The organism is Azospirillum sp. OGB3 (assembly GCF_014192915.1).
In the GTDB taxonomy this organism is placed as follows: domain Bacteria; phylum Pseudomonadota; class Alphaproteobacteria; order Azospirillales; family Azospirillaceae; genus Azospirillum.
The window spans coordinates 1-25,362 of sequence record NZ_JACHYN010000036.1; the positions used below are offsets into that span (position 1 = coordinate 1).

General features: G+C 65.0%; 20 protein-coding genes and 3 pseudogenes. 15 read left to right on the forward strand and 8 right to left on the reverse strand.

The features are described from left to right. The first annotated feature begins 94 nt into the window (after positions 1–94). Positions 95–583, forward strand: coding sequence for a recombinase family protein (locus tag FHW79_RS31155; protein ID WP_183182501.1), 489 nt, complete (start codon positions 95–97; stop codon positions 581–583). Between the two features lie 404 nt (positions 584–987). After that, positions 988–2,592 carry a recombinase family protein gene (locus tag FHW79_RS31160; RefSeq protein ID WP_183182502.1) on the forward strand — a complete coding sequence of 535 codons (1,605 nt, stop codon included), beginning with the start codon at positions 988–990 and terminating at the stop codon, positions 2,590–2,592. 113 nt (positions 2,593–2,705) lie between these two features. Here FHW79_RS31160 and FHW79_RS31165 read toward each other — a convergent pair whose 3' ends face one another. Further along, positions 2,706–3,551, reverse strand: coding sequence for a DUF2279 domain-containing protein (locus tag FHW79_RS31165; RefSeq protein ID WP_183182503.1), 846 nt, complete (start codon positions 3,549–3,551; stop codon positions 2,706–2,708). 185 nt (positions 3,552–3,736) lie between these two features. Here FHW79_RS31165 and FHW79_RS31170 point away from each other — a divergent pair. From FHW79_RS31170 to FHW79_RS31210, 9 genes and pseudogenes are all read left to right on the forward strand, one after another. Continuing rightward, positions 3,737–4,450 (forward strand): annotated as a pseudogene (locus tag FHW79_RS31170) (IS6 family transposase). Between the two features lie 54 nt (positions 4,451–4,504). Next, positions 4,505–4,684: pseudogene (locus FHW79_RS31175) on the forward strand (transposase domain-containing protein); the annotation flags it as partial. A 587-nt stretch (positions 4,685–5,271) separates the two neighbouring features. Beyond that, on the forward strand, positions 5,272–5,514 hold the full coding sequence (locus tag FHW79_RS31180) for a hypothetical protein (protein ID WP_183182504.1): 243 nt from the start codon (positions 5,272–5,274) through the stop codon (positions 5,512–5,514). Positions 5,515–5,569: 55 nt separating this feature from the next. Then, the gene (locus tag FHW79_RS31185) at positions 5,570–5,830 is read left to right on the forward strand and encodes a hypothetical protein (RefSeq protein ID WP_183182505.1); all 261 of its coding nucleotides are present in this window, start codon (positions 5,570–5,572) and stop codon (positions 5,828–5,830) included. A gap of 559 nt (positions 5,831–6,389) precedes the next feature. Next, positions 6,390–8,729, forward strand: coding sequence for a cache domain-containing protein (locus FHW79_RS31190; RefSeq protein WP_183182506.1), 2,340 nt, complete (start codon positions 6,390–6,392; stop codon positions 8,727–8,729). After that, on the forward strand, positions 8,726–9,556 hold the full coding sequence (locus tag FHW79_RS31195) for an ABC transporter permease (RefSeq protein WP_183182507.1): 831 nt from the start codon (positions 8,726–8,728) through the stop codon (positions 9,554–9,556). The genes FHW79_RS31190 and FHW79_RS31195 overlap by 4 nt, the downstream gene beginning before the upstream one ends. Continuing rightward, positions 9,556–10,221, forward strand: coding sequence for an organic solvent ABC transporter ATP-binding protein (locus tag FHW79_RS31200; RefSeq protein WP_183182508.1), 666 nt, complete (start codon positions 9,556–9,558; stop codon positions 10,219–10,221). The genes FHW79_RS31195 and FHW79_RS31200 overlap by 1 nt, the downstream gene beginning before the upstream one ends. Next, a complete protein-coding gene (locus tag FHW79_RS31205; protein WP_183182509.1) occupies positions 10,218–11,219 on the forward strand; it encodes an MlaD family protein in 1,002 nt (333 codons plus the stop codon). Before FHW79_RS31200 ends, FHW79_RS31205 begins: the two co-directional genes overlap by 4 nt. Positions 11,220–11,257: 38 nt before the next feature. After that, a complete protein-coding gene (locus tag FHW79_RS31210) occupies positions 11,258–12,190 on the forward strand; it encodes a hypothetical protein (protein WP_247884709.1) in 933 nt (310 codons plus the stop codon). A gap of 129 nt (positions 12,191–12,319) precedes the next feature. Here the strand turns inward: FHW79_RS31210 and FHW79_RS31215 are convergent. The 3 genes and pseudogenes from FHW79_RS31215 to FHW79_RS31225 form a co-directional block, all read right to left on the reverse strand. After that, positions 12,320–13,284 (reverse strand): annotated as a pseudogene (locus FHW79_RS31215) (IS5 family transposase). 265 nt (positions 13,285–13,549) lie between these two features. Beyond that, positions 13,550–14,041, reverse strand: coding sequence for a DUF2141 domain-containing protein (locus FHW79_RS31220; RefSeq protein ID WP_348984329.1), 492 nt, complete (start codon positions 14,039–14,041; stop codon positions 13,550–13,552). A gap of 460 nt (positions 14,042–14,501) precedes the next feature. Further along, a complete protein-coding gene (locus FHW79_RS31225) occupies positions 14,502–15,149 on the reverse strand; it encodes a response regulator transcription factor (protein ID WP_348984327.1) in 648 nt (215 codons plus the stop codon). Positions 15,150–15,874: 725 nt separating this feature from the next. Between FHW79_RS31225 and FHW79_RS31230 the strand changes: the two genes are divergently transcribed. The 4 genes from FHW79_RS31230 (at position 15,875) to FHW79_RS31245 (ending at position 19,872) form a co-directional block, all read left to right on the forward strand. Continuing rightward, positions 15,875–16,651 carry a DUF2092 domain-containing protein gene (locus tag FHW79_RS31230; RefSeq protein WP_247884711.1) on the forward strand — a complete coding sequence of 259 codons (777 nt, stop codon included), beginning with the start codon at positions 15,875–15,877 and terminating at the stop codon, positions 16,649–16,651. Further along, positions 16,648–17,364 carry a hypothetical protein gene (locus FHW79_RS31235; RefSeq protein ID WP_211108571.1) on the forward strand — a complete coding sequence of 239 codons (717 nt, stop codon included), beginning with the start codon at positions 16,648–16,650 and terminating at the stop codon, positions 17,362–17,364. The genes FHW79_RS31230 and FHW79_RS31235 overlap by 4 nt, the downstream gene beginning before the upstream one ends. 323 nt (positions 17,365–17,687) lie before the next feature. Then, positions 17,688–18,836, forward strand: a complete 1,149-nt coding sequence (locus FHW79_RS31240) for an HlyD family secretion protein (RefSeq protein WP_183182515.1) — start codon at positions 17,688–17,690, stop codon at positions 18,834–18,836. Beyond that, positions 18,826–19,872, forward strand: a complete 1,047-nt coding sequence (locus FHW79_RS31245) for a DUF2955 domain-containing protein (RefSeq protein ID WP_183182516.1) — start codon at positions 18,826–18,828, stop codon at positions 19,870–19,872. The genes FHW79_RS31240 and FHW79_RS31245 overlap by 11 nt, the downstream gene beginning before the upstream one ends. Positions 19,873–19,955: 83 nt before the next feature. Here FHW79_RS31245 and FHW79_RS31250 read toward each other — a convergent pair whose 3' ends face one another. The 4 genes from FHW79_RS31250 to FHW79_RS31265 all read right to left on the reverse strand — a co-directional run bounded on the left by FHW79_RS31250 (position 19,956) and on the right by FHW79_RS31265 (position 24,597). Further along, positions 19,956–21,041, reverse strand: a complete 1,086-nt coding sequence (locus FHW79_RS31250) for an AI-2E family transporter (protein ID WP_183182517.1) — start codon at positions 21,039–21,041, stop codon at positions 19,956–19,958. Between the two features lie 70 nt (positions 21,042–21,111). Continuing rightward, positions 21,112–22,233: a hypothetical protein gene (locus FHW79_RS31255; RefSeq protein WP_211108572.1), complete on the reverse strand. Its 1,122-nt coding sequence runs from the start codon at positions 22,231–22,233 to the stop codon at positions 21,112–21,114. Then, positions 22,208–23,332, reverse strand: a complete 1,125-nt coding sequence (locus FHW79_RS33620) for an LssY C-terminal domain-containing protein (RefSeq protein ID WP_211108573.1) — start codon at positions 23,330–23,332, stop codon at positions 22,208–22,210. Before FHW79_RS33620 ends, FHW79_RS31255 begins: the two co-directional genes overlap by 26 nt. Positions 23,333–23,451: 119 nt before the next feature. Beyond that, on the reverse strand, positions 23,452–24,597 hold the full coding sequence (locus tag FHW79_RS31265) for an LssY C-terminal domain-containing protein (protein ID WP_211108574.1): 1,146 nt from the start codon (positions 24,595–24,597) through the stop codon (positions 23,452–23,454). Between the last annotated feature and the right edge of the window lie 765 nt (positions 24,598–25,362).

A 25,362-nucleotide genomic window follows, 5' to 3' on the forward strand; every position in this document is an offset into this window, starting at 1 on the left:
TGTCGTCGGACGTTGACCAGCCAACAACCTTTCGCCGACGGTATTGCGACGCCCGCGCAGGACAGGACAAGTGTCCCCAAATGCGCAAAGTCGAATGCGCATTTCGTTCGTTCGGGCCGGCAAGGCGAAGGACCAGCCAGGGTTGGAGGCGTTGCTCGCCTATGCGCGCCGTGGCGACACGCTGGCCATCGTCCGCCTCGACCGGCTTGGCCGGTCGCTCGTAGAGTTGCTGGCGACGGTGGCCATGCTGAAGGAGCGCGGGATCGGCCTGCTCAGCCTGGAGGAGAGGATCGACACCACTTCGGCGGCCGGCGAACTGGTCTTCCATGTCTTCGGCGCGATCGCGCATTTCGAACGGCGGCTGATCGCCGAGCGCACGAAGGACGGCATCGCGGCCGCCCGGGCCCGCGGCAAACGCCCAGGTCGCCAGCCGGTGGACATGAACAAGGTCAAAGCGGCACTGAAGCTGGTGGAGGCTGGCCTGTCGCCGGCCGAAGCCGCCAAGCAGTTGGGGTTGGCGAGGTCCACCGTCTACCGGGAAATGAGCTCGGCGGGCCTCCAAAGGCCGCCGCACGCCTTCTGACCAGCATCATGGGATCATCGTAGGGAGCTGGTATGGTCACAAACGAAAACCTGATGGTTTTCGAGACGGTGCAGCCGCTGTGGGACCACCGTGGTCCGCCCGGCCAGCGGCGGTCGGTGACGGCGCCATGAGTGCGGTGAAGGTCGCGGTCGGCTGGCTGTTGATGCGGTGGAAGGCGCGAGGAGACCGCCGATGCCATCACCAACCGCACGGGCGGGCGAGCCCGCCGAACCCGGCTTTCTGGTCGACACCACCGAGTGTGTGGGAGAGAGGATGCCATGCTGGGACGCAATGCGCCGGATCGGGCAGGCACTGGACCTGCTCGCCCACCAATCTCGAGGGACCTGCCAGCCGATGAGCGCCGCCCCGCCCCGGCCGGTGACGGCGCCCTGTCTGGGGCGCCGTTGCGCCTGACCGCGGCCTATGCCCGGGTGTCCTCGGACAAGCAGGAGAAGGAACAGACCATCGACAGCCAGTTGGAGGCGCTGCACCGCGGCGCCGCCGAGCGCCATTTGCGGCTGACCGAAGAGTTCATTTTCCGCGACGACGGCTTCAGCGGAGCGCGCCTGGACCGGCCGGGGCTGGACCGGTTGCGCGACGCCATCGCCGAGGGCAGCTGCGCCACCGTGCTGGTCAGCGCACCCGACCGCCTCGCCCGCCATTTCGCCTACCAAGCTCTCCTGCTCGAGGAGTTCCAGCGCGCCGGCTGCGAGGTGATCTTCCTCAACCACGCCTTCGACGCCAGCCCGGAGCAGCAGATGCTGCTTCAGGTGCAGGGCGTGTTCGCCGAGTACGAGCGCGCCCTGATCCGGGAACGGACGCGGCGGGGACGCCTGTTCGCCGCCCGCCAGGGGCGCGTCAACTGGGGCGGCAACCCGCCGTACGGCTACCGCTGCCTCCGCAAGACCGAGACTACGCCGGCGCAACTGGTGGTCGACGACACCGAGGCGGCGGTGGTGCAGCGGATGTTCCGTTGGCTGGTCGACGAGCAGCTCAGCTCGCACGCCATTCAGCACCGCCTGATCGCGCACGGGGTGCCGCCCCGCGCCGCCCGTCAGGGCTGGTGCCAGAGCTTGGTCATCAAGATCCTGCGCAATCCCCTCTACAAGGGCGCGGCTTGGTACAACCGGACCCAACGCGGGGAGGATGCTCGCCGCCCACGGCTGGCCAACGGCATGAAGAGCCTACGGCCGGGCAACGGCCGCAGCCGGGCGGCGCGCCCGCAAGACGACTGGATCGCCGTCGCCGTGCCGGCCATCGTCGATGCCGAGCTGTGGCGCATGGCCCAGGAGCAGCTGGACCGCAACCGGGAGCGGGCGCGGCGCCACAACACCAAGCACGACTATCTGCTGCGCGGTCTGCTGGTCTGCGGGCACTGCGGGCGCCGTCTGGTCGGCACGTGGTCGGCGGCGGGGAGTGGCCGCTACATCTGCTCGGCCCGCTACCCGCGCACCGCGGCGTGGGCCTGCGACGGCCGCAGCCTGTCGGCGTCACGGGTTGAGCAGCAGGTGTGGGACTACATCCGGCCCTTGTTGGCGGACCCCGAACTGCTGCGGCGCCATTACGAGGACAGTCGCGGCGATCCGGCCATTGACAACCGCGAGGAACGCGAGCGTGTGCGCCTGGAGCGGCAGATCGCGGCGGCCGAGCGCGCGGTGCAGCGGCTCATCGACGCCTATCAGTGCGGGGCGATCGAACTGGCCGAACTGCAGGACCGCCGACGCCGCAGCGAGGAGCACACCCGGCTTCTGTGCGACCGGGTCGAGGAGATTGAGCGACAGCGTCGCGCGCGCGAGCAGGAATTCCGGCTGGTGCAAGGGCTGGAGAGCTTCTGCGCCAGCATTCGCGACGCCTTGGTCGACCCTTCCTTCGCCGTCAAGCAGCAGATCCTCCGGCTGGTGATCGACCGCATCGTCGTCGACGACACGCGGATCCTCATTCAGCACGTCATCCCGGTCGAGCCCGTTGGATTGCGACCACGCCACCGAGTGTTCAAAATCGTACGCTAAGCCCGCTCCGAAGCGGTCAGTCACCTACCGGAAGTTGAGCGGCGGGGTCACTCTCGGGGCGTTTCCATAACGTTCATTATCGATACCATCCCGGATCACTGCCCGATATACGATCATCGCTGGTCCAGGTTGCGGTCCAAGGTGACGTAGGTGTAGGGCACTTGCACGTAGTTCAGCACGCCTCCCGTATTGACATGCGGCGACAGCAGCTTGGTCAGGTTTAGCCCAAGGCCGATGTAGAGGTGCCGTTCCCGCTGATCGGCGGAGCCCGGCTGGTATTCGGCGTAGTTGCGGGCATAGTAGCCGACGTGGAACTCCAGGTGCTTCAGCCAAGGGTTCTCGATCGCGTCGAAGCCGTCCGCCTTCACCGCCAGCAGGTACTTGGTGCGCTGGTAGTCGGTGGTGATGTCCACCTGGCGCTTGCCGCTCGGGAATGGGTCGTATTCGGCGCGGAAGTCTACCTTGCGCTTGATCTCCGGATATTCCCACAGCACGTAGCCCAGCGCCGCCCCCGCCACGTTGAACAGCATGTCCTGATAGGAAAAGCCGTAGTCGTCGCTGAACGCGTCGCCGACCTCGATCAGCCCCATGACGCCCAGCGACGATAACGCGCCGTAGCGCGCCGCCTCGGTTCGGCTGTAGCCGAAGTGCTCGTAGCGGTTGGCGAACAGGTGGCTGATCGCATAGCCCGACCACGCGTGCCCCAGCTTGTCGGCCCCGCCTTCCGTCGTCGTTCGGCCAAACCAGCCCTCATCCTGGAAGCGCGGCCCGGACGTTCCCCAGTCCCAAGACCAAGCGCCCCACCCCAGCGCTACCGCGCCGACGCCCAAATTCAGCCAGAAGGCCTTATCTTCACGGGTCCAATCTGAAAAATCCCCGTGGATCCAATCCGCAGACCACGCCCACCCTGGTCTGCAAACGAGGGCAAGCACGAGGAAAAGCCGAGCCAGACGTTGCATCCCGCCTCATACCCAAATGGCACCACCCTCCACAAGTAGACCGGAGAAGATTTCGCATGTCCAGGGTTTGCGGCTTTGCCGCTGATCGGCCAAAGAGCGAATTTTTCTGGTTCTGTTGCAAGGTTTGCCGCGGCCGGCGGCTCGGGTAGAAGTGCCGGATCGGAGTTGGTCGGAGCAGACGGGGGATGGCAAGGCGAGAGCGCCCGTTCAAGGGTCGACAGTTCACGGCGGACGTGATCCTGTGGGCGGTGCACTGGTACCTGCGGTTCCCGATCTCGTACCGCGACCTCGAGCTGATGCTGCGGGACCGGGGCGTGTCGGTCGACCACACGACCGTGTACCGCTGGATCCAGGCCTACGCGGTGGAACTGGAGAAGCGGCTGCAGCCGCATCTGCGCCCGACTACCGGCTCGTGGCGGGTGGACGAGACGTACCTCAAGGTGAAGGGCCGCTGAGTTTACCTGTACCGGGCGGTTGACGGCCGCGGCCAGACCATCGACTTCCGGCTCAGCGCCCGGCGTGATGCCCAGGCCGCCAAGCGGTTCTTCCAAAAGGCGCTGGCCCGGCCGAACACGGTCAATCCCCGCACCATCACGGTCGACAAGAACGCTGCCTACCCCAAGGCGGCGGCCGACATGAAGAACGACAAGCGGCTGTGGCGTTTCGCCAAACTGCACCAGGTCAAGTATCTCAACAACATCGTGGAGCAAGATCACCGGCGAATAAAGCGGCTGGTGCGGCCAGGGCTCGGCTTCAAGAGGTTCCGAACTGCGTGGCGCACCCTGGTTGGCTATGAGTCTTTGGCGATGATGAGTAAAGGACAGGTAAAGGGGATCGGCGGGAACGACATTGTCGCCCAGGCCGCCTTCGTGAACGCGCTCTTCGACGTTGCCGCTTGAGAACAACACAAGACCACAGCGATTTTGTCGCCGTCAGAACTTTGCAACAGAACCCTGTTCGCCGGCAGCGACGGCGGCGGCGAACACTGGGCGACCATCGCGTCGCTGGTGGAAACCTGCAAGCTCAGCGGTGTCGATCCGCAGGCTTGGTTCGCCGATGTGCTGACCAAACTCGCCAGCGGGCATCCGATCACCAGACTCGATGAACTGCTGCCCTGGAGTTACGCCCAGTAGGCAGAACACACCGTGGCCTGAGAACACCGCTTACGCTCCTTTAGCTGGATCAGCCGCTACCGGCGATTGAACACCATCGTCGAGCGGACGAAGGAGCACCTCGTCGCTTTCGTCCAAATCGCCTTTATCTCGATCCTCGCATGGCGCCTGAAGCGGCTCGTTCCCCAGGAGGTCAGCGCATAACTGCTACAAACAGCTTCTCAAACACGACCTGCTGCAAAGCCGGGTTCTGGCCTCCGCATGAGGTTATCATCCGTAGCGTCAATCAACTATTAACTGTGTTTCTCCAGAAGAGCGGAAGAGCCTCTGATCTCGCGCCATAGTATGGATCATACGGCCAAATCGTCAAACAAAGTCATGCAAGGTGGCACCTCAGAAGAGCCATTGCGCCACACCGAATTACATCCCACTGTGACGGGACCAGGAACAGGCGTATACCACACTGGCGCTGCTTAGCAGCAGAAGAATTCGATCAAATATCCTGAGTAGCTTCTCTTTCGCGTCCTAGACGGGCTGCCGTTCCTGCTGAGGAACGGCTTCAGCGTTTTGCATAAAACATGAACGCCGGATTGGAAAAGGAGGTCGTCATGAGTCGTTTCCTTACAATTCTCGCCATCGGCGCCGCCCCCATTTTGCTGGCCGGATGCACCACCCAGCTGAGTTCTGAGGACCGGGCCATGCTTCAACAGTCGCAGGCTGACGCCCGCGATGCCAAGGCCGAGGCCGCCAGGGCCACTGCCGCGGCGCAGGCGGCCTCCACCGCGGCCAGGATCGCCAACGACAAGGCCGACCGCATCCTTGCGGCCGCGGCGGAGCGCAAGGCTCGGTGACGAAGGACAGGCAGCTCCGGCTCAGTGCAGAGGCGACGGCGACGATCCGAACAGGATGCGCACCGGCAATCCGGTGCGCATCCTGTTCGGCTTTGCGCGCATGATCCCTCCACTTCGGTGCTGTGGGCTCAGTGACATTCAAAATCAACCGCAACCGATGGAGCAGATTCCGCGTCAACGCCATGGCCGCAGTTTAGGCACTCGTAATGCGCTGATGCCACCCGACTGCATCAGAAACGCCGAGGATTTAGAGGGACCATTCTTTTTGGAGACTGCGCCATCTGTCTACGCCTATCTTCTTTACCATCAATTATGATGATCTACGGATACCATCACAATAAAGCTCTTACGGCGTAAATACTATACTATAATGAAGTTCATTTACCCGTTGGGGCCGGACAGACGGCAGGCTTCCTATTTGAGGCCATTGCCGAGCGTTGCATCTCCTCTTGTCCACTGGACTGGCTCCGATCCCAGAAATACTTTGTAATTATCCTACAAAACGGCACTTCCGTGTGTTGCGTGGATTTGACGATAGGGAGGGCGCTTCACCGGGCCATTTCATGCTGGCTCTATCCTATGCCCATACAGCTTGCCTTCACGTCACCCGATGGGGCGGGGTGCAGTCGCCTTCTGATCTGGGGCCACCCGACCGCTGCCGCCCCCCGTCCTGACAGTGTCGGCCACAAATGGGCGGTAGGCACCTCCAGCGGAAGGACGCGGCGGGTCCGGGTCTTGACCTTCGGATATCCCTGCCCCAAGGGATCGAGAGCACCTTCCGTCTGCCCAGGCTGTGGCCAAGCTTGGATCCGGCGCGCGTGTGGCGCATGAGCGCAAGGTGACCTGGGGCAACGGATCGACGCTCGGAGGCTCGCATGGCACGGTGGGACATCATTGATGTCGATGCTGATCCGGCAGAGGTTCGGCGCTGCCGCCGCCGCCGGTTCTTCCGCTTGGGCGTCCCGATCCTCGGGGTCTTGACGATGGCCGCTGCCCTGGTGGGAACCGCGCTCTACTCCTACGCCATGAACCGGCGGGATGCGCTGCTTCTGACCCAGAATCTGATCGAGGCGCTGGACCATCGCCTCGCCAGTCAGGTTTCGACTTATCTGGAGATCGCCGCCGACGCGGTTGTCATCCTGTCCTCCGTCGACGGCGGTCCCGAGGCCCCGGCCTCGGAAACGCTCGCGCTCGCCGTGATGCGAACCCGCCCGCATCTCACCGCCCTGTATGTCGGGGCGGAGGACGGCCGCTTCATGATGGTCCAACGCTCGGCGACCGGGGCGCTGGATACGAAGCGCATCACGGTCGGGCCGAAAGGACGAACCGTCGCCTGGACGCGCCGCAACGCGGACGGCAGGGTGCTCGCGGTCGAGGAAGACCCCGGCGACCTCTTCGATCCGGCGTCACGCCCTTGGTTTCGCGCAGCGCTCGCCGAGAACCGATTCGTCTGGAGCGATATCTACGTCTTCTTCACCCGGCAATCGCCGGGCATCACCGTATCCCGCTCCATTTCTGGTGGCTCCGGTGTGGTCGCCGCCGCCGACCTTGACCTGACGGACATCGGTGGCGTCCTGAGCGGGCTGAAGGTCGGGGCATCCGGCAGGGCGGTGCTGGTCGACGGCAGCGGCCGTCTGGTCGCGGTGCCGGATGTCGGTTCCATGCTGCGGCAGGATGGAGAGACGCTGCGCCCGGCGCGGATCGAGGAACTGGGCGACCCGTTGATTCAGGAAGCGTTCAACCGGATCCGCATCACCGGCGAGACCCGCGGGGTGATGAACATCGACGGAGACCGGTATGTGGTGTCGGCCCGCGTGCTGCGCGAGACGCTCGGGCGGAACTGGTGGCTGTTGCTGGTCGCCGCCGAAAGCGACTTCGTCGGTTTCGTGGCCGCCAACAACCGCACGACGTTGCTGCTGTCCGGGGCGGTCGTCCTGCTCGCCGTGCTCATGGCCGGGTTCCTTGCCTGGCAGGCCTATGCCGCCGACCGCGGCGCACACGCCATGCGCCGCCGACAGCGGGAGCTTGAGCGGCAAGGCGCCGCGTTGGCCGAACTGGGCAGGTTGGAAACGATCGCCGATCCCGGCGATGCGACGGCGCTCCGGCGGGCGACGGAAATCGCAGCGGATGCCACGGTGGCGGACGGCGTCAGCCTGTGGCGCATCGACGGGGATAAATTGATCTGCGCCGACGGGTTCGACCGGGAAAGCGGCGGGCATGTCGCGGCAGCGGTCATTCCGCTCGACCGCAGCCCGCTGCTGCGCAAGAATCTACTGGCCGGCGAGATCGTGACGGCCACCGACGCCGCGTCGGATCCGCACACGTCGGGCCTCGTCCCGTACCTCGATGCAACGGGCCGGCGCTCCCTCCTGGCGGTGCCGGTCCGGGCCGGAGGACGCACGTTGGGCTGCCTCTGGATCGAAGACGGGGCCGGCGACGTCGGTGCGGGTGAAGGCTTTGCCCGGATCCTGGGCATGCTGCTGTCCCCCCGGCTCGTCGCATCGCGGGACCATATGCTCGCCACCGCGGAGCAGCCCATGGCCTTTGCCGCCGAAGCCGGCGGCCTGCCGTTCGCTCCGTCGACGTTGCGGAGCGCGTCGATTGCATCCGAGCGCAACCGCCTGCAACTCCGCGAGATCGTGAGGCGCGGATTGCAGAGCGACCAGGTCCAGGCCATGCAGTTTCCGCAGGTGACCATACTGGTTCTGCGGATGGCCGACGACATCGCCTTGGCGACCGGCGACGCGGCGGGAACCGTTGCCATTGGACAGATCGTCGCCGCCTGTCAGAAGGCGGCGGAACGGCACGGCATCCGCTACCTGAAGATCCTGACCGACCAGATCGTCGCGGCGGAAGGCTTCGACGGAAATCCCATCGCCGCGGCCGCCCGGCTTGCCACGCTGGCGCTGGAGATCGACGCGGAATGCGCCGGACTGTTCACGCGGCTGGGACGACCGCCGGGCTACGCCATGGGTTTGGACAGCGGGCCGGTGATGGGCTCGGCCATCGGTTTCGGTCAGGTGGCGTTCAATCTGTGGGGTGAGGCGGTGCGCGTCGCCTGCGCCATGGCTGTGGCGGCGCCGGGCGGCGCCATCCAGACGACGGAGGCCACCTATGCACTGCTGCGCGACGGATTCGCCTTCCGCGCGCGCGGCGCCTTCTATCTGGAGCGGCTGGGCGAGATGACGACCTTCTACCTGCGGGGCCGGCTATGACCGACACACCCGCCCCGGCAACCGGAACGGCCCAGGCCGGCGATGGAACGGGCAGCAGAACGGCCAGAGCCTGGCGGCATGGTTGGGTTGTCGAGACGGCGGCGGTCGGGGCCGCGGTGCTCATTCATATGGTCCGGCCGGTCACATGGCGCCGGTCGGTGCGGCGCGAATTCGTCCACTTCATGGGCATCGCCGGTGTGGACATCGTGCCGACGGTCGTGATCGCCGCGATCCTTGCCGGTTTGGGGCTGCTGTTCCAAGGGCTCTGGTGGCTGGAGCAGGTCGGTCAGGGGCAACCGGTCCGAAACATCATCCACACCGTCCTGGTGCGCGAGGTGGCGCCGTTGGCGGTCGGACTGCTGTCGATCGGCCACAGCGGGCTGATCATCGTGAGTGAACTGAGCCGGATGCGGGCCGATGGGCGACTGCGGGCACTTGATTCCCAGGGCATCGACCCCTTCGTCCTGTTCGTCGTACCGCGGGTCGTCGCGCTGTCGGTGAGCCTGTTCTGCCTGACGATGCTGTTCGCGGCGATCGCTCCGGCAGCCGGACTGCTGACCGCCCTGGTTCTCGGCGTGACCAACCTGTCGTTCAGCGCGATCCTGCTCAGCATTCTCGGAACCATCGGTACCCAAGGGTACGCCGTGCTGCCGTTAAAGTCCCTGGGCATCGGCTTTGCGATCGGAACCGTTTGCTGCGTCACCGCGATGGCCGAGCCAAGCAACCCGAACCGCAGCGGTGACGACGCACGGCTGGCTGTCGGGTTCTTCCGGTCCTTGTTTCTCATGTTTCTGTTCAGCGGCACCATCAGCGTCCTGGTGCGGTGATGGCCAATCCGCCGGTGATTGAGTTCGACGGCGCGGCGCTGGAAAACGGCATCACGGTCGACTTGGCGTTGCACGCGGGTGAACTCGCTCTGATCGATCCTGGCGACGAGTCCCATGAGCGGGCCGTGGTCGATGCCGCCTGCGGCCTGACCATTCCGGTCCGGGGAGCCGTGCGCATGCTTGGCCGGGATTGGCGCCGGCTCCCGCCCGATCTTGCCAACGCGCTGCGCGGCCGCATCGGGCACGGCTTCCGGCCGGGCGCCTGGATCTCCTACCTGAGCGTGCTCGACAACATCATGCTGGCGCAGCTCCATCACACGACCCAGCCCGAGGCCGACATCCGCAACGAAGCCGTCCGCCTGTCGATGGCCTTCGGACTGCCCGGCGTGCCGACCGGCCTGCCGGCGGACTGCGGGCCCGGTGACCTGGCACGGGCGGATCTGGTGCGGGCCTTCATAGGATCGCCGGCACTGGTCATCCTGGAAGGCCCGCCGGGCGATCTGACCGGTGCCCTGGTCAACAGGATCCGCACGGTGCGCGACCGGGGCACCTCGGTGGTCTGGCTTACCCTCGCCCCGGAGCTGTGGCACGATCAGGCGATTCCAGCCAGTCAACGCTGCCGGCTGCACGGCGGCGTCATCGCAGCGGCGAAGGACCGGCCATGACGACGGACCGGCAGGCGGCCATCCCATTCGGCGTTCAATCCGGCTTCCGGCAGACCAGCCGGCGCGTCGGCCTGCTGGTGCTGGTGGCCGGCGCCCTGTTCGTGGCCGGGGTGCTCCAGGCGGGCCTGCTGGAGCGGCTGCTGAATCCATCAGTGACGCTCCGCGTCGTCCTGCCGGTCGACGGTCTTGCCGGCCTCACCCGCGGGTCGGGCGTGCAGGTGCTGGGCACCGACGCCGGCCGGGTGGAGGAGATCGTCATCGATCCCAATGCGCGTTTCCACGCCGTCGTCCGAATTGAGCATGCCATGCAGCCCTTCATCCGCAGCGACTCCCGCGTCCTGATCCGCAAGCAGTTCGGCATCGCCGGGGCCTCCTTTCTGGACATCTCGCGAGGTGCAGGAGCGTCGCTGGACTGGGATTACGCTGTTCTGGAAGCCACGACCGAACGCGCGGCCACCGACGATCTTGGGAAACTGGTGCAGGATCTGAGCGCCCGGGTGATCCCGCTCCTCGACAAGACCGACCGGGCGGTCACCGCCCTGGCGGCCCTGGCCGAACGGCTGGAACGGGGCGAGGGAACCATCGGTCGCCTGATCGCCGATGACACGGTGGTGCGTGGGCTTGAGGAAGTGGCCCGGATGGCGCCCCAGTCCATCGGCCACGCCGACGCGGCGCTGATCGCGGCAACGGACCTGCTCCGTGAGCTGAAGGCGGCGGCCCGGATGGTGCCCCCGTCGATCGACCATGCCGACGCGCTGCTGGTCTCGGCCGACCGCCTGTTGCAAAACCTACACCGCCTGACACCACAGCTCCGCAGCCTTGTCGGCCGGGCCGATGCCGCCACGGCGGAGGTGCCGATGTTCATCGCTCAGGCGCAGGCGACGATGACCCAGTTGGAAAAGCTGCTGGTGACCCTCCAGAACCATTGGCTGATCGGCAACGGCAGCGCTCCCCAAACCCAACGCAGGCCCCTTTCGCCGCTGGAGGTCCGCCCATGAGGGTGCCGCGGACCGGCTCCGCGGCGGTGGCGACTCTAATGGCGATTGTGCTCAACGCGATGCTTTCTGCCGGCTGTGGCGGACGGCCATCGGCGGTGATCGACACCGGTGGAATTAACGACGCCTACACCGTGTCGATCCTGGAGACCGCACGCCATGCCTTCCTCGCGGGCCGATACGACCAGGCGACTGCCGGGTACGCCCGCGCGCTGGACCGCGCTCATGCACTCGACGATGCCGCCGCCATCGCCTTGGCAGGGCAGGAATTGGCGATTTCGGACCTGCGCAGAGGCAAAGCGGAGAGTGCGGCAGAGGTCGCCGCGCGGACCCGGTCCGACCTCGCACGGCGGAGGCATCCCGGTCTCCCGGCCCTGGCTCTGGCTCTGGTCGAGGCGACCGCCCGCTACCGGCTGGGTCAGTCGCAGAAGGCTTGGCAACTTGCGCAGGAGGCCATCGAGTCCAGCAAGGATCCGCTCGTCTCAGCGCGCGCCACGTATCTGATGGGACTTTTGGCAGCCGACAGGGGAGACAGGACCGCGCTGCGGGCCGCAATCGAGGGATTGCCAGCATCCGAGCAGCCGGAACTGGCGGCCGACCGACTGGCGTTGACCGGGCGGCTAGCGCTGTTGGACGATGATGCCGGCGCGGCCTTCGACGCCTTCACGGCCGAGGAGAGGTTACGGCGCGCCAGCGGTGACGAAGCGGGGGTTGCCCGCGCGCTGACCTCGGCGGCGCAGGCAGCGGAGAAGGGAGGGCGGCGATCGGAAGCGGCCGACCTTTACTTCCGGGCTGGCCGAAGCGCCGTTCAGGCGGGCTCCGGCAGCGACGAGGCGGCGGCGTTGCTGCGCCACGCGGAGCAACTCGCCCGCCAGACCAGCCAGCCCGAGCTTGCCGAGGAGGCTGTCCGGCTTCGGCGCGCGCTTCCTCGTCTCGGAAGGGCGGCGGATGGCGAGGAAAGGCAGGCCTGGTGATTCCATCGGTCGAACCCAACCCGCATTCGGCGGCTCTTAAAGGCTCACAATGCTGAAGCCGGTGAAATTCAGACCGACTTTGGTGCAGAACTCGGCCTGAGGATGGATTTCGCCCAGAGGCGATAAAGATCAGGCGACCTTCCGGGAGGTCGGCATGCCGAGGCTGGTCATCCGATTGATGACGGCGCAGGCGGCCTTGGCCTCGACTTTTTGTGCGGGCAGAGTCCGGGCGCGCGGGCTGCGTCCGATCAGAACCTTGTACCTGAGCATCGCCACCTCGACCAATGATCTCCTGCCGTATTGGACGGCTCGCTGCCAGCCCAGCCGACCACGCTCGTTGATCATCTGGATGTGGCGGTCGCGCCGGGTGGGCGCTCTCTCGGCGGTGTCGCTCACCACCGCGGTCGCGCGCGGCGGGATGATCACCTCCGCATTGGGGCTGTGGGCGGTCACGCTGCGATAGACAGGTTCGCCGTCGTAAGCCCCGTCCGCCAGGACCGCGCCGATCGGGCGCGTGATCTGGTCGAGCAACGGACCGACCAGCGAGGCGTCTCCCTCCTCGTTGCCCGTCAACGCCGAGGTGAGGATCTCGCCGGTGGCGGGATCGACCGCCAGGTGCAGCTTGCGCCAGCATCGGCGCGCTGTGCCGCCGTGCTTTTCCAGGTGCCACTCTCCGCGGCCGAACACCTTCAGCCCGGTGGAATCGATGACCACGGTGACCGGTCCGTCCTGGCCAGCGCCGACGCGACTGCCCGATCGGCGCCGCGCCGGGAAAACGTCGTAAGATCGGGAACCGGCAGCTCCAGGCCGAGCAAGCGCATGAGCGAGCCCAGCAAACCCTCGGTCTGGCGCCACGGCCGGCCGAACGCTATGCGCAGCATCAGCCCGGTCTCGATGGCGATATCGGAGTAGCGCGCTGGCCGGCCGCGCCACTGCGTGGCGGGCGGCGTCCACGCGGCGATCGCCTCCAGCGTCACCCAGATCGTCAGGTCACCCCGCCGGCACAGTGCCGCATCGTAGGCCGCCCAGTTCTCCACACGGTACCGGGCCTTCGGGATCTTGTGGCGGCGGGGCTCGTTGGCCTTGTGGGGCATCGGGTTCTCGGCTTCAGCGGGCCGCTTCTATACCCGCTCGCCCTCCCGACCGCCACCAGCCCCGCCTTTTTTGCACCAACGTCCCTGACCGCCTGAACCAGCGAACAAGCGGGTTGTGCATACCCTCGGTGCATCAACTGACCACGAAGTTGACAACATCCCACATCGGCTCTCTCAAGCCGGCCCTTCCCGGTGAAACCGGTTTCATGGGATGCATCGTTACCGTGACACTCTCTAGAATTCGACTCATCTGCGGTTATTCGACTCATCTGCGGTTATTATTGTCATCGAATGCAGGAAAATCGCTGGATTGTCTGGCAATGTTATGGCGTATTAGGGTAATATGCACAGTTTTTTCGCTGTTGCCGATCTGCATGATCGCCTTTTCGAAGGCTGGAGGCCCGAGGAATCCTCGCACATTATTGCTAAATCCGTAGGGCTCCATTGGGACGCCAAGGCCGTCTTTATTAAGTTTGCCATTCCCATTCTCGTCGTGAAACAGGATGATGGCGTACTGACCAGGGTTGAGGTTGGTGAAAACTACTGAGCTTTTCAGTGCCGCGTTGGCCCGCAGAGCTACCGCAGCAAAGCGGCTCGGATCGTTGAGGAAACCTTCCTTATCGGACATCTCGATGGCACGATTGAAAGTGGAAAGGCTGTCATAAAGCCCAATCAAAATAGTGCCATTTTGAGAGCGAATGCCGTCAACCATGATTCTGAGTTCGCTCGCATTCACAGGAAGCGCGAACAGGATCACCAAGATCGTTGATAATATTCGCATCTGCTCCTCCTCTTCTCAGGTTCCATTAAGCATCAAGCGTACCCTCAAGGCCAATCGAGCAGGGTGTCATGCGGTAACGCTTCGCTTGAGACAACTTGTTGGAGTCGCGCTTTAACGCTGCTCTGAGTTGATCTTCTGATGCTCACGTATGCATGTTCCGGCCGGCAGAAGCAGGGCTTGGCGCCGGTGCGGGGACCGCAAACACGCCTTGAAGGCACTGGCAGGAACAACGCAGAAAAAGCCACTCAATTCCGACGTTACCGCGCGATCCCCTCCGGCATGGACGCGGCCAGCGGGCGGATCGTCGCGGCCACCCTGACCGACCGCGGCGTCGATGACGCCTCGCGGGTCGCCCTTTGCTTGATAAGGTCCCCGAGTCTGTGGTGCCTCTGAACCGGGGAGGGGGTGACCGGACGGGCGTCTCGGCGGCGGCCCATCAGCGCCATCCCGCCGCTGTGGCGGTCCGCCCCGAGCCAAGACGGTGCTCTAGCGCCCAAATGGCGGCCTGGGTTCGGTTGGCGGCGCTGATCTTGCACAGCACGTGTTTGAGGTGAACTTTGACGGTCGCTTCGGTGATGCCAAGGGCAAGGGCGATCACTTTGTTGCTGGCGCCCTTCAGCAAGCCCTGCAGGATCTGCACCTCACGCACGGACAGGGCGACGCTCGGGATGTTGGCGTCGGGAGCAATATTGCTCCACACCGCGCTCCCCGACAGAAGTGCGCCGAGGGCGCTCGGAAACACAATCTCGCCCATCATCACGAGGCAAAGGGACTCAAGCAGCGCGCACGGTGACATATTTTTTAATAGAATGCCGTCCGCTCCCGCCTGAATGGCGCTCGTCAGGGTATGCATGTTGATCTGTTCTGTGAGCAGCACGACCCTGGCAACCGGGCGCACCGCCTTGAGCGCGGAAACATCGCTGGCCTTATCCGTGTCAATGAGGACCAGCGCGGTCGTCGCCGGTGCCGAGAAGGAGAGCGCCTGGCCAACGCACGAGGCCTCGTCCGTGATCTGGAACTTCGTATCGTCGAGCAACGTCCTCATACCCTCTCGAAAGAGGTTGCTCGCATCAATCAGCGTCACGGCTACGGGTCCCATGCGTGCCCCACTAGTGCGCAGACGCATTCGGAAGATTCGGTGCAGTCGAGGCAGTTCGATTGACCGTGGACGGCCATTAGATTCCCCGCAGAGGCACGGCTCAGTAAATTATCTAAATCCGTCTGAGCTCTAGTCACCGTCTTCGTTAGGTTAAATGAAGTCGAATTCTGTTTCACGTTGTCCTTTGGCACATTCTCAAGCGGACGTTACTCTATTGTACTTGCGAAATAGCCTGATCATATGGCGAAGGTGGGGGAGCAGGACTTTTGTACACAACCGATTCAATCGACCCAACAAGTTCGTGGACGGGCTTTAACCCGACGCCAACTTCCTCCTGCTTCTGGAAGTAGAGGTTTAGCTCCTTTGGAAAAGCGGGCGGAATGTTGATACAGATCACGCCAGATATTGCCATGATGCTGAACGCTTCCAAGTCGGACGCCTTTCCCGAAAGGCTTGGTCCTCCGGTGTCGGATCCGGGTGACCGGCCTTGCCGCCAACGGGCTCTCTCCTGACGCCCCCGTCGGACGACGGGTGAGCTTACGTCCGATCCAGATCAGGAGGTCGCATCGATGAGAAGGCTCATACGACCGCTATGGCCGGTCCTTAGCGTTCCGCTGCTGTTCAACCCCGCTTGGGCCGCCGGACAGCCGTCGCCTGGCGACACGCCCACAGCGGCGCAACAGGCGACGGCACCCAAGGCCAGGGACGACATGCCGGTCATCGACAGCGGGGCGATGGACGCGCTGAAGCGGATGGCCGACACCCTGGCGCAGGCCAAGGGTTTCCGCGTGACCATCAGTTCCCGCTATGACGTGGTTCAGAACACCGGCGAGAAGATCGAGTTCGGCGAACGCCGCACCGTCACGCTGAACCGTCCCGACGCGTTGCGCGTCGAGGCGCAGCAGAGCGACGGAAAGACGACGCTGGTGAGCTACGACGGCAAGGCGATCACCGTCTTCAACCCGGACCGGAACGTCTATGGCCAGGTGGACAAGCCGGGCAGCGTCGACGACGCCATCCGCTATGTGGTCCAGGACCTTCAGGTGGGGCTGCCGCTGGCGCTGCTGCTGGTCACGACGTTGCCGGCTGAACTCGACCAGCGCATCCAGGCGTTGGACTATGTGGAGCGCGACACGCTGACGCCGGTGCCGACCGACCATCTGGCGGCACAGACCGAGGATGCGGACTTCCAGGTCTGGATCCCCACCGAGGGCGCGTCCCTGCCGCAACGGATCACCATCACCTACAAGAACGACGAGGGCGAGCCACAGTACCGGGCCGACCTGACGGACTGGGCGATGAATCCCGACACGGCGCCGGCGCAATTCGCCGTCACGCTGCCGGCCGGGGCGGAGCGCATCCCCTTCCTGATCCGGGTGCCGCGTGCCGTGGCCGACCAACCGCCGGCCACCGAGTTCCCGTCCCAGAACAAGCCGGGCCAGAACAAGCAAGGGATATCCGACAGCACCGAAGGAGCGCCGAAATGACCGCCGAAGCATCACGGTTTGCCCTCTCGATTGCCGTGTCCCTGCTTCTGGTCGCCGGATCGGTGGGGGATGCCTACGCCCGTGACGGCGGAGGAGGCCGCGGCGGTGGTGATGGCGGTGGTGGGGGCAACTTCTCTCGTTCCGGCCCCGCGGCGAGCGGCAGCCTCTCGGGCCAGAGGGGTGCCGCGGCGACGGAGCGCTCCGGGCAACGGGCGGCCACCGCGCAGACCGCTTCCCGTCAGGCGGGCGCCACCGAGCGGTCGGGGCAGCGCGAGGCGACGCAGCAGACCCGCTCCCAATCGCGGGCCGACACGCGCACGTCCGGCCAGCAGGAACGGACCGAGCGGGAAAGCCAGCGGCAGCAAGGCCAGACCGAACGCTCCGAAGCCCGCCAGCAGGGCCAATCCGAGCGCACGGAATCTCGGGCCACTGCGGTGCAGAACAGGTCGGGGGACTGGGACGGCCATCATTATGACGACAATGACGACGAGTGGGGCTACGCCCTGGCCGGCGCGGCGGTCGGGGCAACGGCCGGCTACATCGCGGGGGCCGCGACCGCGGCGCCGGCCTATGTGACGGTGCTGCCCTGCACGCCGACGGTCGTGCCAGCGGGTGGCGTGAGCTACTACGGCTGCGGCGGCACTTGGTACAACCAAAGCTACGTCAACGGCACCGTTTCCTACGTCACCGTCGCTCCGCCTCCGGGCTATTAGGGTCAGCGGGTCGTATTGTGCCGGGCTTGGAGGCTTCGAGATGATGCGGGCTGCCTTCCGAACGTGTGTTGCGGGGGCGGTTCTGCTGGTCGGGGCTCTCCTCGTCGATGGTTGCGCGATCCCGGTCACCGTCGAGCGTGTGGGTCACGGCACGGTCCATCAGCAGATCACCCACAATGTTCTGTCGGCGAACGCGCTCAGCGACGAGACCCACAACGTGCTGCGACGCTGGTCTCTCGCGGACCGCAGATCCGGGTCGCCTGATCGGACCGTCACCCATTTTCCCTCATAGCTCCAACCGACACGTGAAAGGCCAGGGCTGCATGACCCGAACCACCCGTATCGATCAGCGAATCGCGGCGGATGACGGCGGGGCTGCCGCACCGGGTGCCGCACAAGGGACAGCTCGCGACCTCACGGGGCTAAGACGCATCACGCTGTTCGCGATCGCGTTTGCGGTGTTTGTGTTCGCCTACTACGTGGTTGCGGACCGGATGACGCCGTTCACCGGCGACGCACGGGTGCAGGCGTTTGTGGTCCGCATGGCACCAGAGGTGCCCGGTCAGGTCCTGAACGTCGATGCGGTCGACAACTCGCGCGTGGCCCGGGGCGACACGCTCTTCCGGCTGGATCCGACGCCGTTCGAAATCGCCGTGGTGCAGGCACAGGCGAAGCTCGCCCAGGTGGGACAGAGCATCGGCGCATCGACGGCGGCAGTGGATGTGGCGCAGGCCGCCCTGGACGAGGCGCGTGCGACGGAGACCCACGTACGTGTCCAGACAGCGCGCATGTTCGAACTCGTCAAACGCGGCGTGTACGCCTCGGCGCGCCAGGATCAGGCGACAGCCGAGCTGGACGAAGCGCGCGCCCGCGTCGTCCGCGCCGAGGCGGACGTTGCCCGAACGCGCGAAGAGCTCGGGCCCGAGGGTGAGAACAACCCGCAGATCCAGGAGGCCATCGCCGCGCTCGACAAGGCGCGCTTCGATCTGTCGAAAACCACGGTGATGGCGCCGTCCAACGGCGTGGTCACCAACCTGCAACTCGCAAGCGGTCAGGTGGTGGCGGCCGGCCAGCCGGCGATGACCTTCATCAGCGTGACGGAAGTGTGGCTGCTGGCGCCCATCCGTGAGAACAGCCTGGGGGTCCTCACGCCGGGACAGCGGGCGGAAGTCGTGCTCGACGTTCTGCCCGGGCGCGTGTTCGAGGCAACGGTGTCGAGCGTCGGCTGGGGCATAGCCTCCGGCTCGGTGGACCCAGCGACGGGGTTGCCGAAATCGTCGACCGGAACCGGCTGGCTGACGGACCCCGAGCACTTTCCGGTGCAGCTCGCCTTCGACCCTCAGAACATTCCACGCGGCGCGCGCTACGGATCGAGGGCTGCGGTGATGATCTACGCCGGCGACAACGCATTGATGGACGCGATCGGCCGACTGCGCATGCGACTGATCGCGGTCCTCACCTATGTTTCGTGACCCGGCTTCGCTGGAGCGGCGCAACCACGGCCTGCGGTTGGCCTTCGCAGTGGCGCTGGGGCTGGTGTTCGAGATCCTGCGCGGTGCGCTGGTGCCACCGCTTGCCGCAGTGATCGCGCTGCAATTGCTTGCGTTGCCTGGACCGCGGCCCACCGCGAAGATGGTTGTGGGGCTTTTCGTGGTCATCAGCGGTGCATCGCTGTTCGCCTATGGAGTGTCGGTGCTGACGGCGGACCGGATACTTCCCTATGCCTTGGGCATCGGGCTGATCTACCTGTGGGGGTTCGCCCTGGCCGTACAGCCGAAGACCGCCGCCGTGGGGACGATGACGTTGACGATGGGCATCGTGGTCACCACCCTGGCGGCCGTCTCCACGGACCTCGCCGCGGTCCTCGTCGCCGAGCTGTTGCTCTCGGTAGCGTTCGGCATCGCCTTGGTGTTTCTCGCCCATGCGATCTTCCCACAGCGTGCGCAGATTGCCGGCGCGGCAGCGGCAGTGGCAGCGGCTGCGGAAGCGGGGGCGCTTGTTGAAGTCACCTCACGCGCGATGGTGGCGGCCCTTATCATTCTGCCGTTGCATCTGTTGCTGGCGGCCGACGGTTTGGCCGCGATGGTGGTGCTGCTCACCGTGGCGACCATGCTTCGCCAAGTGCGGATTGAGCAGGCAGCGCGCTATGCGATGACCTTCGCCGCGGGCAATCTGCTGGGGGGACTGCTGGCAGCGGCGGCGGTTGAGGTGGTGAGTCTGCACGCGACCATTCCGGTGCTCGCCACCAACGTCGTCGCTGCCGTGCTTCTCATTGCCTGGTGGGTCGAGCGGGTCCCGACGTTCGCTCACGTGCTGCTTCCTGGTTTTGTGGCGTTCACCGTGCTTTTCGGGCTGGCCTTCGCGCCGGCGTCGCTGTCGGCCGATGTGGAGCTTCTGAAGCGGCTCGCTCAAATCGTGGCCGCCGGGCTATACGCGTTGGGCGCAGTCAGCCTCGTCATGCCGTTCGTGCACAGATCGCGGCCATCCGCAGGCGGTTCTGTGGTGTGAAGAGGCGTAGAGGAAGGCGCGTGCGATCAGGGCTCAACTACGGGAGGCGTCGAAGGGCGGCCCCACCCTCGTCGCCGCGCCTGTCATGGCGTCGGACGTTCAATTTGCGGCCCGCCCTCACCAGATTGCCGCCGCAGCCATTCGATGAGCAGCACATAGCCGACGGCGAGCAACACAGGACCCATGAACAGTCCGAGAAGGCCGTCGGCGAGCATACCGCCGATGACACCAATCAGAATCACCGGCATCGGCACTTCCAGTCCGCGGCCGAGCATCAATGGCTTGAGGACATTGTCGCTGAGCCCGGCGGCGAGAGTCCAGACCATAAAGATGATCCCGGGCGTCGTTGCTTCGGTTGCAAGGACATAACCCACCACAGGCAGCGTCACCAGCGTCGCCGGCACCTGCACGATGCCCAGCAAAAGCGTCGCGAACGTCAAAAGGCCGGCGGCCGGCAGGCCGATGGCGAAGAAGCCGGCCCCGATGAGCAGCGACTGGATTATGGCCACGCCGACCACACCGAGCGCCACGCCGCGAATTGTCGCGGCGGTCAACGCAACCAACCGGACCGCCTGTGCCGCACTGCCGGTCACGGTCTGCAGCAGGCGCTGAGCGAAGGCGGCGGCACCCTCGCCATAAGCGACGATCACGGCGGCGATCGCGAAGGACAGAATGAACGAGAGTACGCTGCCGGCCAAGCCGCCGGTGGACGATACCAACCATGCCGCAGGCCCCCTCAACATCTCGCCGTACCTGGCAAGCGCTACCGGAATGTTGGTGGCGACGAGTGCCCAGGCCTCCGTCAGTTTCTGGCCGACCAGGGGGACGTCGGCGAGCCGTGGCGGCGGCGGCGGCACGGTCAGGCTGTTGTTCTGTAAATCCGAGAAAAGCGAATATATGGAAGTCCCAATCGACGTCGCCACCATGACCAGCGGCACCAATGTCACCGCGACGCCGAATAGCCCTATCAGCAGCGCCGACCAGCGATTGCCGAGCCGGACGGCGATGCGGCGATGCAGTGGATACAGCAAGACCGCCAGGATAGCGGACCAGAGCATGATGCCGGCAACAGGCAATACGATCCGGCCGCAGGCATAGACGAGCAAGGCGACCAGCCCGATTTGAAGCGCAGCATAGAGCGTGGCCGAGCGCGGGGGGTTAAGGTCCATTATCTAATTTTCCTTCCCAAGTTACTTCGGCATGACCAGTCGACGCCCGAATAGCGCGCTGCCTGTCGTTTCATCGCGGCCGCGTCTCCAAGTCCTCATCAACAATGCGCAGGAGCGCTTCGAGGAGAGCCTCGCGCGGGTAAGCGTTCTGAGTCACGAACATTGAGGCGATCAGGGCCTGCGTGCGCTTGACCGGCACAGCGACGGCCCAGTGGTCGGCATTGAGATAGCCCAGGAGGATGCTGCCGGGCACGACCTGGTCATAAAAGATTACTTGGCTGTCATTGCGCGGGTCGATGCGGGACAGCTTGTCGTAACTTGATGAGAGAATCGAAGAGATCCGCTCCGGCTGAGGGAACGTGACGAGCGAGTAGTAGCGCAACTCGCGAGGAAGTGGGTTTCGCGCGAGCCATGCCTTGCGGGCTGCGGGCCGCAGGCTCGCCACGGCGCCACCATCGCCCGAACCGCAGGTCGCTCCGGGAAAGTACCGCAGCAGATCGGCTTGGTACTGCTCGGCGTCGTTCGCAAGCGCGGAGCCGCCGATCGAACCGGCGGCGCTGACCACCGCCGCGATGCGGCTCCGGATCTCCGGATAGGTGACTACCGCCTCAAGGATGTCGGGAGCACCCTTGGAATAGCCGATAAGCACGAGACGCGGCGCACCTGCGTCCAGAGGCATGGCCATGATCGCATCGCGGATTTGGCGTGCGTTGTTCTCCGTGCCCGACAGGGCATCGACCTTGAGCCGCAACGCGTCGTATCCGAACTGGCGCACGTGCTGCGCGACGGTGCCGGGCGGGTCCAGCCACGATTCGAAGCATTCGTATCCGATGCCGGGCACCACCGCTGCGATGAGGCGCCGCTTCGACGGGCCGAGGTCAACGGGCCTGCCGGTGCTCGCGGGCTCGACGCCGATGTGGGTCAGCGCTTCCTCGCAAGGTCGGTAATCGGGAAGCCCGCGTCCGCGCGCCTCCAGTACGGCGCAGTAGATCTCGCGGAAGCGCGCCCGCCCGTCTTGCACGCCCGCCTCGGAAGCGGGTGCGAGCACGAGCGGAGGCGTGTCGGTCGAGTAGGGCATCAGCGGCGGCGCCGCGCACGCGCCGAGTGCGACGCACGCCGCCACCGCCAATGGGGCGATGGCTACAGAGGCGACGGCTGCACGCGACTCAACGACCGGCTTGTTGGCGGGCATCGCCGTTCTCCCCGCTCGCAGGACCCTCTCGCCGCTCCAGATATGGAACCCAACGGAGAAACTCCACATCGCCAAGGCTGAGCGGCCGCTTCGCAAGGAACAGGACCGCGCGCAGGCCGTCGGTGCGGTAGTGCACGCCGTTTGTAACGGTCTGAGGTTGCGCCTCGAAGGCTTTTCCGACGCCGGTCACGAACCCGAGTTTCTCCAGACCACCCGAATACATCATGTCTTGGATTAACAGGTTTCGCGCTTCGTCCACGTCATCGTGCATGGCGATGCCGGTCGCGTCGCGGGGGGAAAAGCGCCCGCCGACTGGCCGCCCAGCCTGCACGAGGTAGACGGAACGACCTTGGAAGCGGATGGGTGCAAGCCATCCTCGCATCGACGTGGACGGCGCACCCGCCTGTGCCTGCTTGCGAAGCACGAAGTCGGGCGGGCGCCCAAAGACCTGCTGCGCCATATCCTCCGCTCGCCCGTCGCGACGATAGTTACGGCGAACCATCGCGGCCGCGATATCGGCAAGCTCGCCGACGAGGGCGACGTTCAACGGCTCGCCCCGTACCGACCCACGCTCATCAGACGCACAGCACGGCAGCCGCTCGAGCGCCGCGCGGAGCGCGGCATGGTCGGCATACTCCGTGATTTGCGGGTTCGGGTACTGGAAGAGCACCAAACCCGTGCCCGCGCCGTCATCGGGCACAGGCAGGAACAACGAGAAGGGAATCAGCGTCCTTCTTCCCAGCAGATCAACGTTTAGGACTTTCGTCAGGCGCTGGGGGTTGGTGAAGAGGATTCCTGCGTTCGTCGCTCCCGGGGCGATCGGGTTCTTGATTGCAAGCCTGTCGAGGTGATCGTTGATGCGTGCGTTCGTGTCGTCGGCGAGTGGCGTGTGCAGCGACCACGCGACTTCCAGTGGCGAGAAGTAGTCCGGATCGGTGCCCGAACGCAGCAGCCACAGCGGTTGCGAGGTTCCATTCTGGACCTCGATCCAGACGGGCTGGATTTGGGTTTTGTCGAGATCGGCGCCAAGCATGCGCCGGGTGTCCGCAGCACCCAGCACCGCCGCGCTCACGCGCACATCATGCAGAGCTTCGGTCACCGCTCGGCTGCGGAGCGGTATGTCGCTGACGTCGGCGGGGGCCTGCCACGTCGCGCAGCCGGCAAGAGTGAGCGACAAGCACGTTACGAGCGCGCGGAGTACACGAGGCGGCAACTCGTTCATCGCGGCGCTTCCCACGGGAAGCGCTCGATCTCCGCCAGCGACGTCGGCTTGCGGTCGAACACGAGCACAGCACGATATCCGTCGGTGTAGTAAGGGTCGGTGGTGAGATTTTCGCGCGGGGTGCCCTGGGGAGCGGCGCCGACTCCCATCACGCCCCCGAACTTCGTGAGGTTCTGCGAATAGGTCATGTCTTCCAAAAGCGCCGCGCGTGCTTCGTCGACATCGGGGTCGATCTTGTGCGTGGTGAACGTCGGGGTATGGATGGTGAGACGGCTGCCAATGTCCCGGCTGATCTGGCCCGCCCACACAGGCTTGCCGTGGTAACGCATCGGGCTTAGCCAGAGCCGCAGGTGATTGCGCTGGTGAATGTTGTCGCGAGCCTTCTGCAGCGCGAGATCCTGAGGGCGGCCGAACAGGTAGAGATCGCTCACCGGCGCATAGGAGTAGCGCTCTTGGGACAGCGCAGACGTCACCATCCGCCAGATCGAGCCCGACCACTTCTCCTCGGTCGGACGCCAGCCGCGCCGCACGAGTGCGGGGAAGGCATCGTCCAGGCCACCCACGATCACCAGATTGAGCGGATCCCCGTTCCTCGTATTGCCGCTGTTGGTCACGCAGCATGGCAAGGTCTCGAGCGCCGTTCGGAAGGCGGCGTCATCCGTGTAGTTTACGATCTGCTTGGGCGAATAGATCTCGCGCCGGAACACTTCGCTCGCCTTGTAGTCGCCGCGGAAGCCCGGCACGACCGTGAGGATCGAGAATGTCCGTACATGCCTGCTCCCGACGAGATCGAGTTGCACGAGCTTAACGCCCTCGTCGAGGTTCGTTAGCACGAACCCTGATATCGTCGCGCCGGGCAGGACTGGATTGCGGAAAGCGAGTTGACGAAAGCGTCCGTCGAGCATTGCCTGCTGCTCGCGCGAGTCGCCCGACGTCAGCGCTTCGGCCGCTTCGGATGCCGGAAAGAAATTCGGGTCCAGCCCCGGCGACAACAGGAAGTAGGCTTGCTCTTCGCGGTTCTCGACCTCGATCCAGACGGGCTGAATGGCCTTCGCCGCAAGCGGGACTCCGTACACCGTCGCACTCTCGTTGGTCGACAGGACCGCCGTCGACACCCGCACACCGCCGTCGATGCGCGTCATGGCTCTGCTCTTGAAGTCCAGTTCCGTCGCTGGGGATTGCGGCGCTAAGGAGGCGCAGCCGGCAAGCGCGCCGGCGAGGAGGGCGGTAGCAAGTGTTCGCCGCGCTATGCGGACCGCATGCAGCCTCAACCCGCGGGAACTGGAGTTGAATTGATGCATGAATGGCACTGCACTCCGTCTTCGATTCTTTGGTTGGCACATCATCGAACCGCCTATTCGTGCCAAGCTCATGACCTGAACCCCTTCCCGCGAAACCTACGGAACTGATGCCTTTCCGGCGTCCATGGCTGGATCGCGCCTCAGACGGCAAGAGCTGTCATAAGATAATATTAATCGATTGACGGCAATTTTTCATTATCTCTAATGGAAAATGAACATACCAACTTGCACCTATTGAAAAATTATCTGCATATTTTTATCTTTTACAAACGCATGGAACGTATAACAACTTGCAAAGGCCATCCCATAAAGGGCGAATTTGCGAGTCGCCTCTGTACCGGTCCGTTCAAGATGTGAGCTTCCCCCGGGAGAATGGACACCGGGGGAAGCTCAGCACATCGTTCGCCCGTCGCCCCGGACAGGGAGGCGAGGGCGTTCGGTCCAGGGAGGTGCGGGCCTTGCCGTTCCATTTCTGACACGGCCATGAAGGGGTCACTACACGAAAGTGATCTTCGACTTTGCGCATTTGGGGACACTTGTCCTGTCCTGCGCGGGCGTCGCAATACCGTCGGCGAAAGGTTGTTGGCTGGTCAACGTCCGACGACA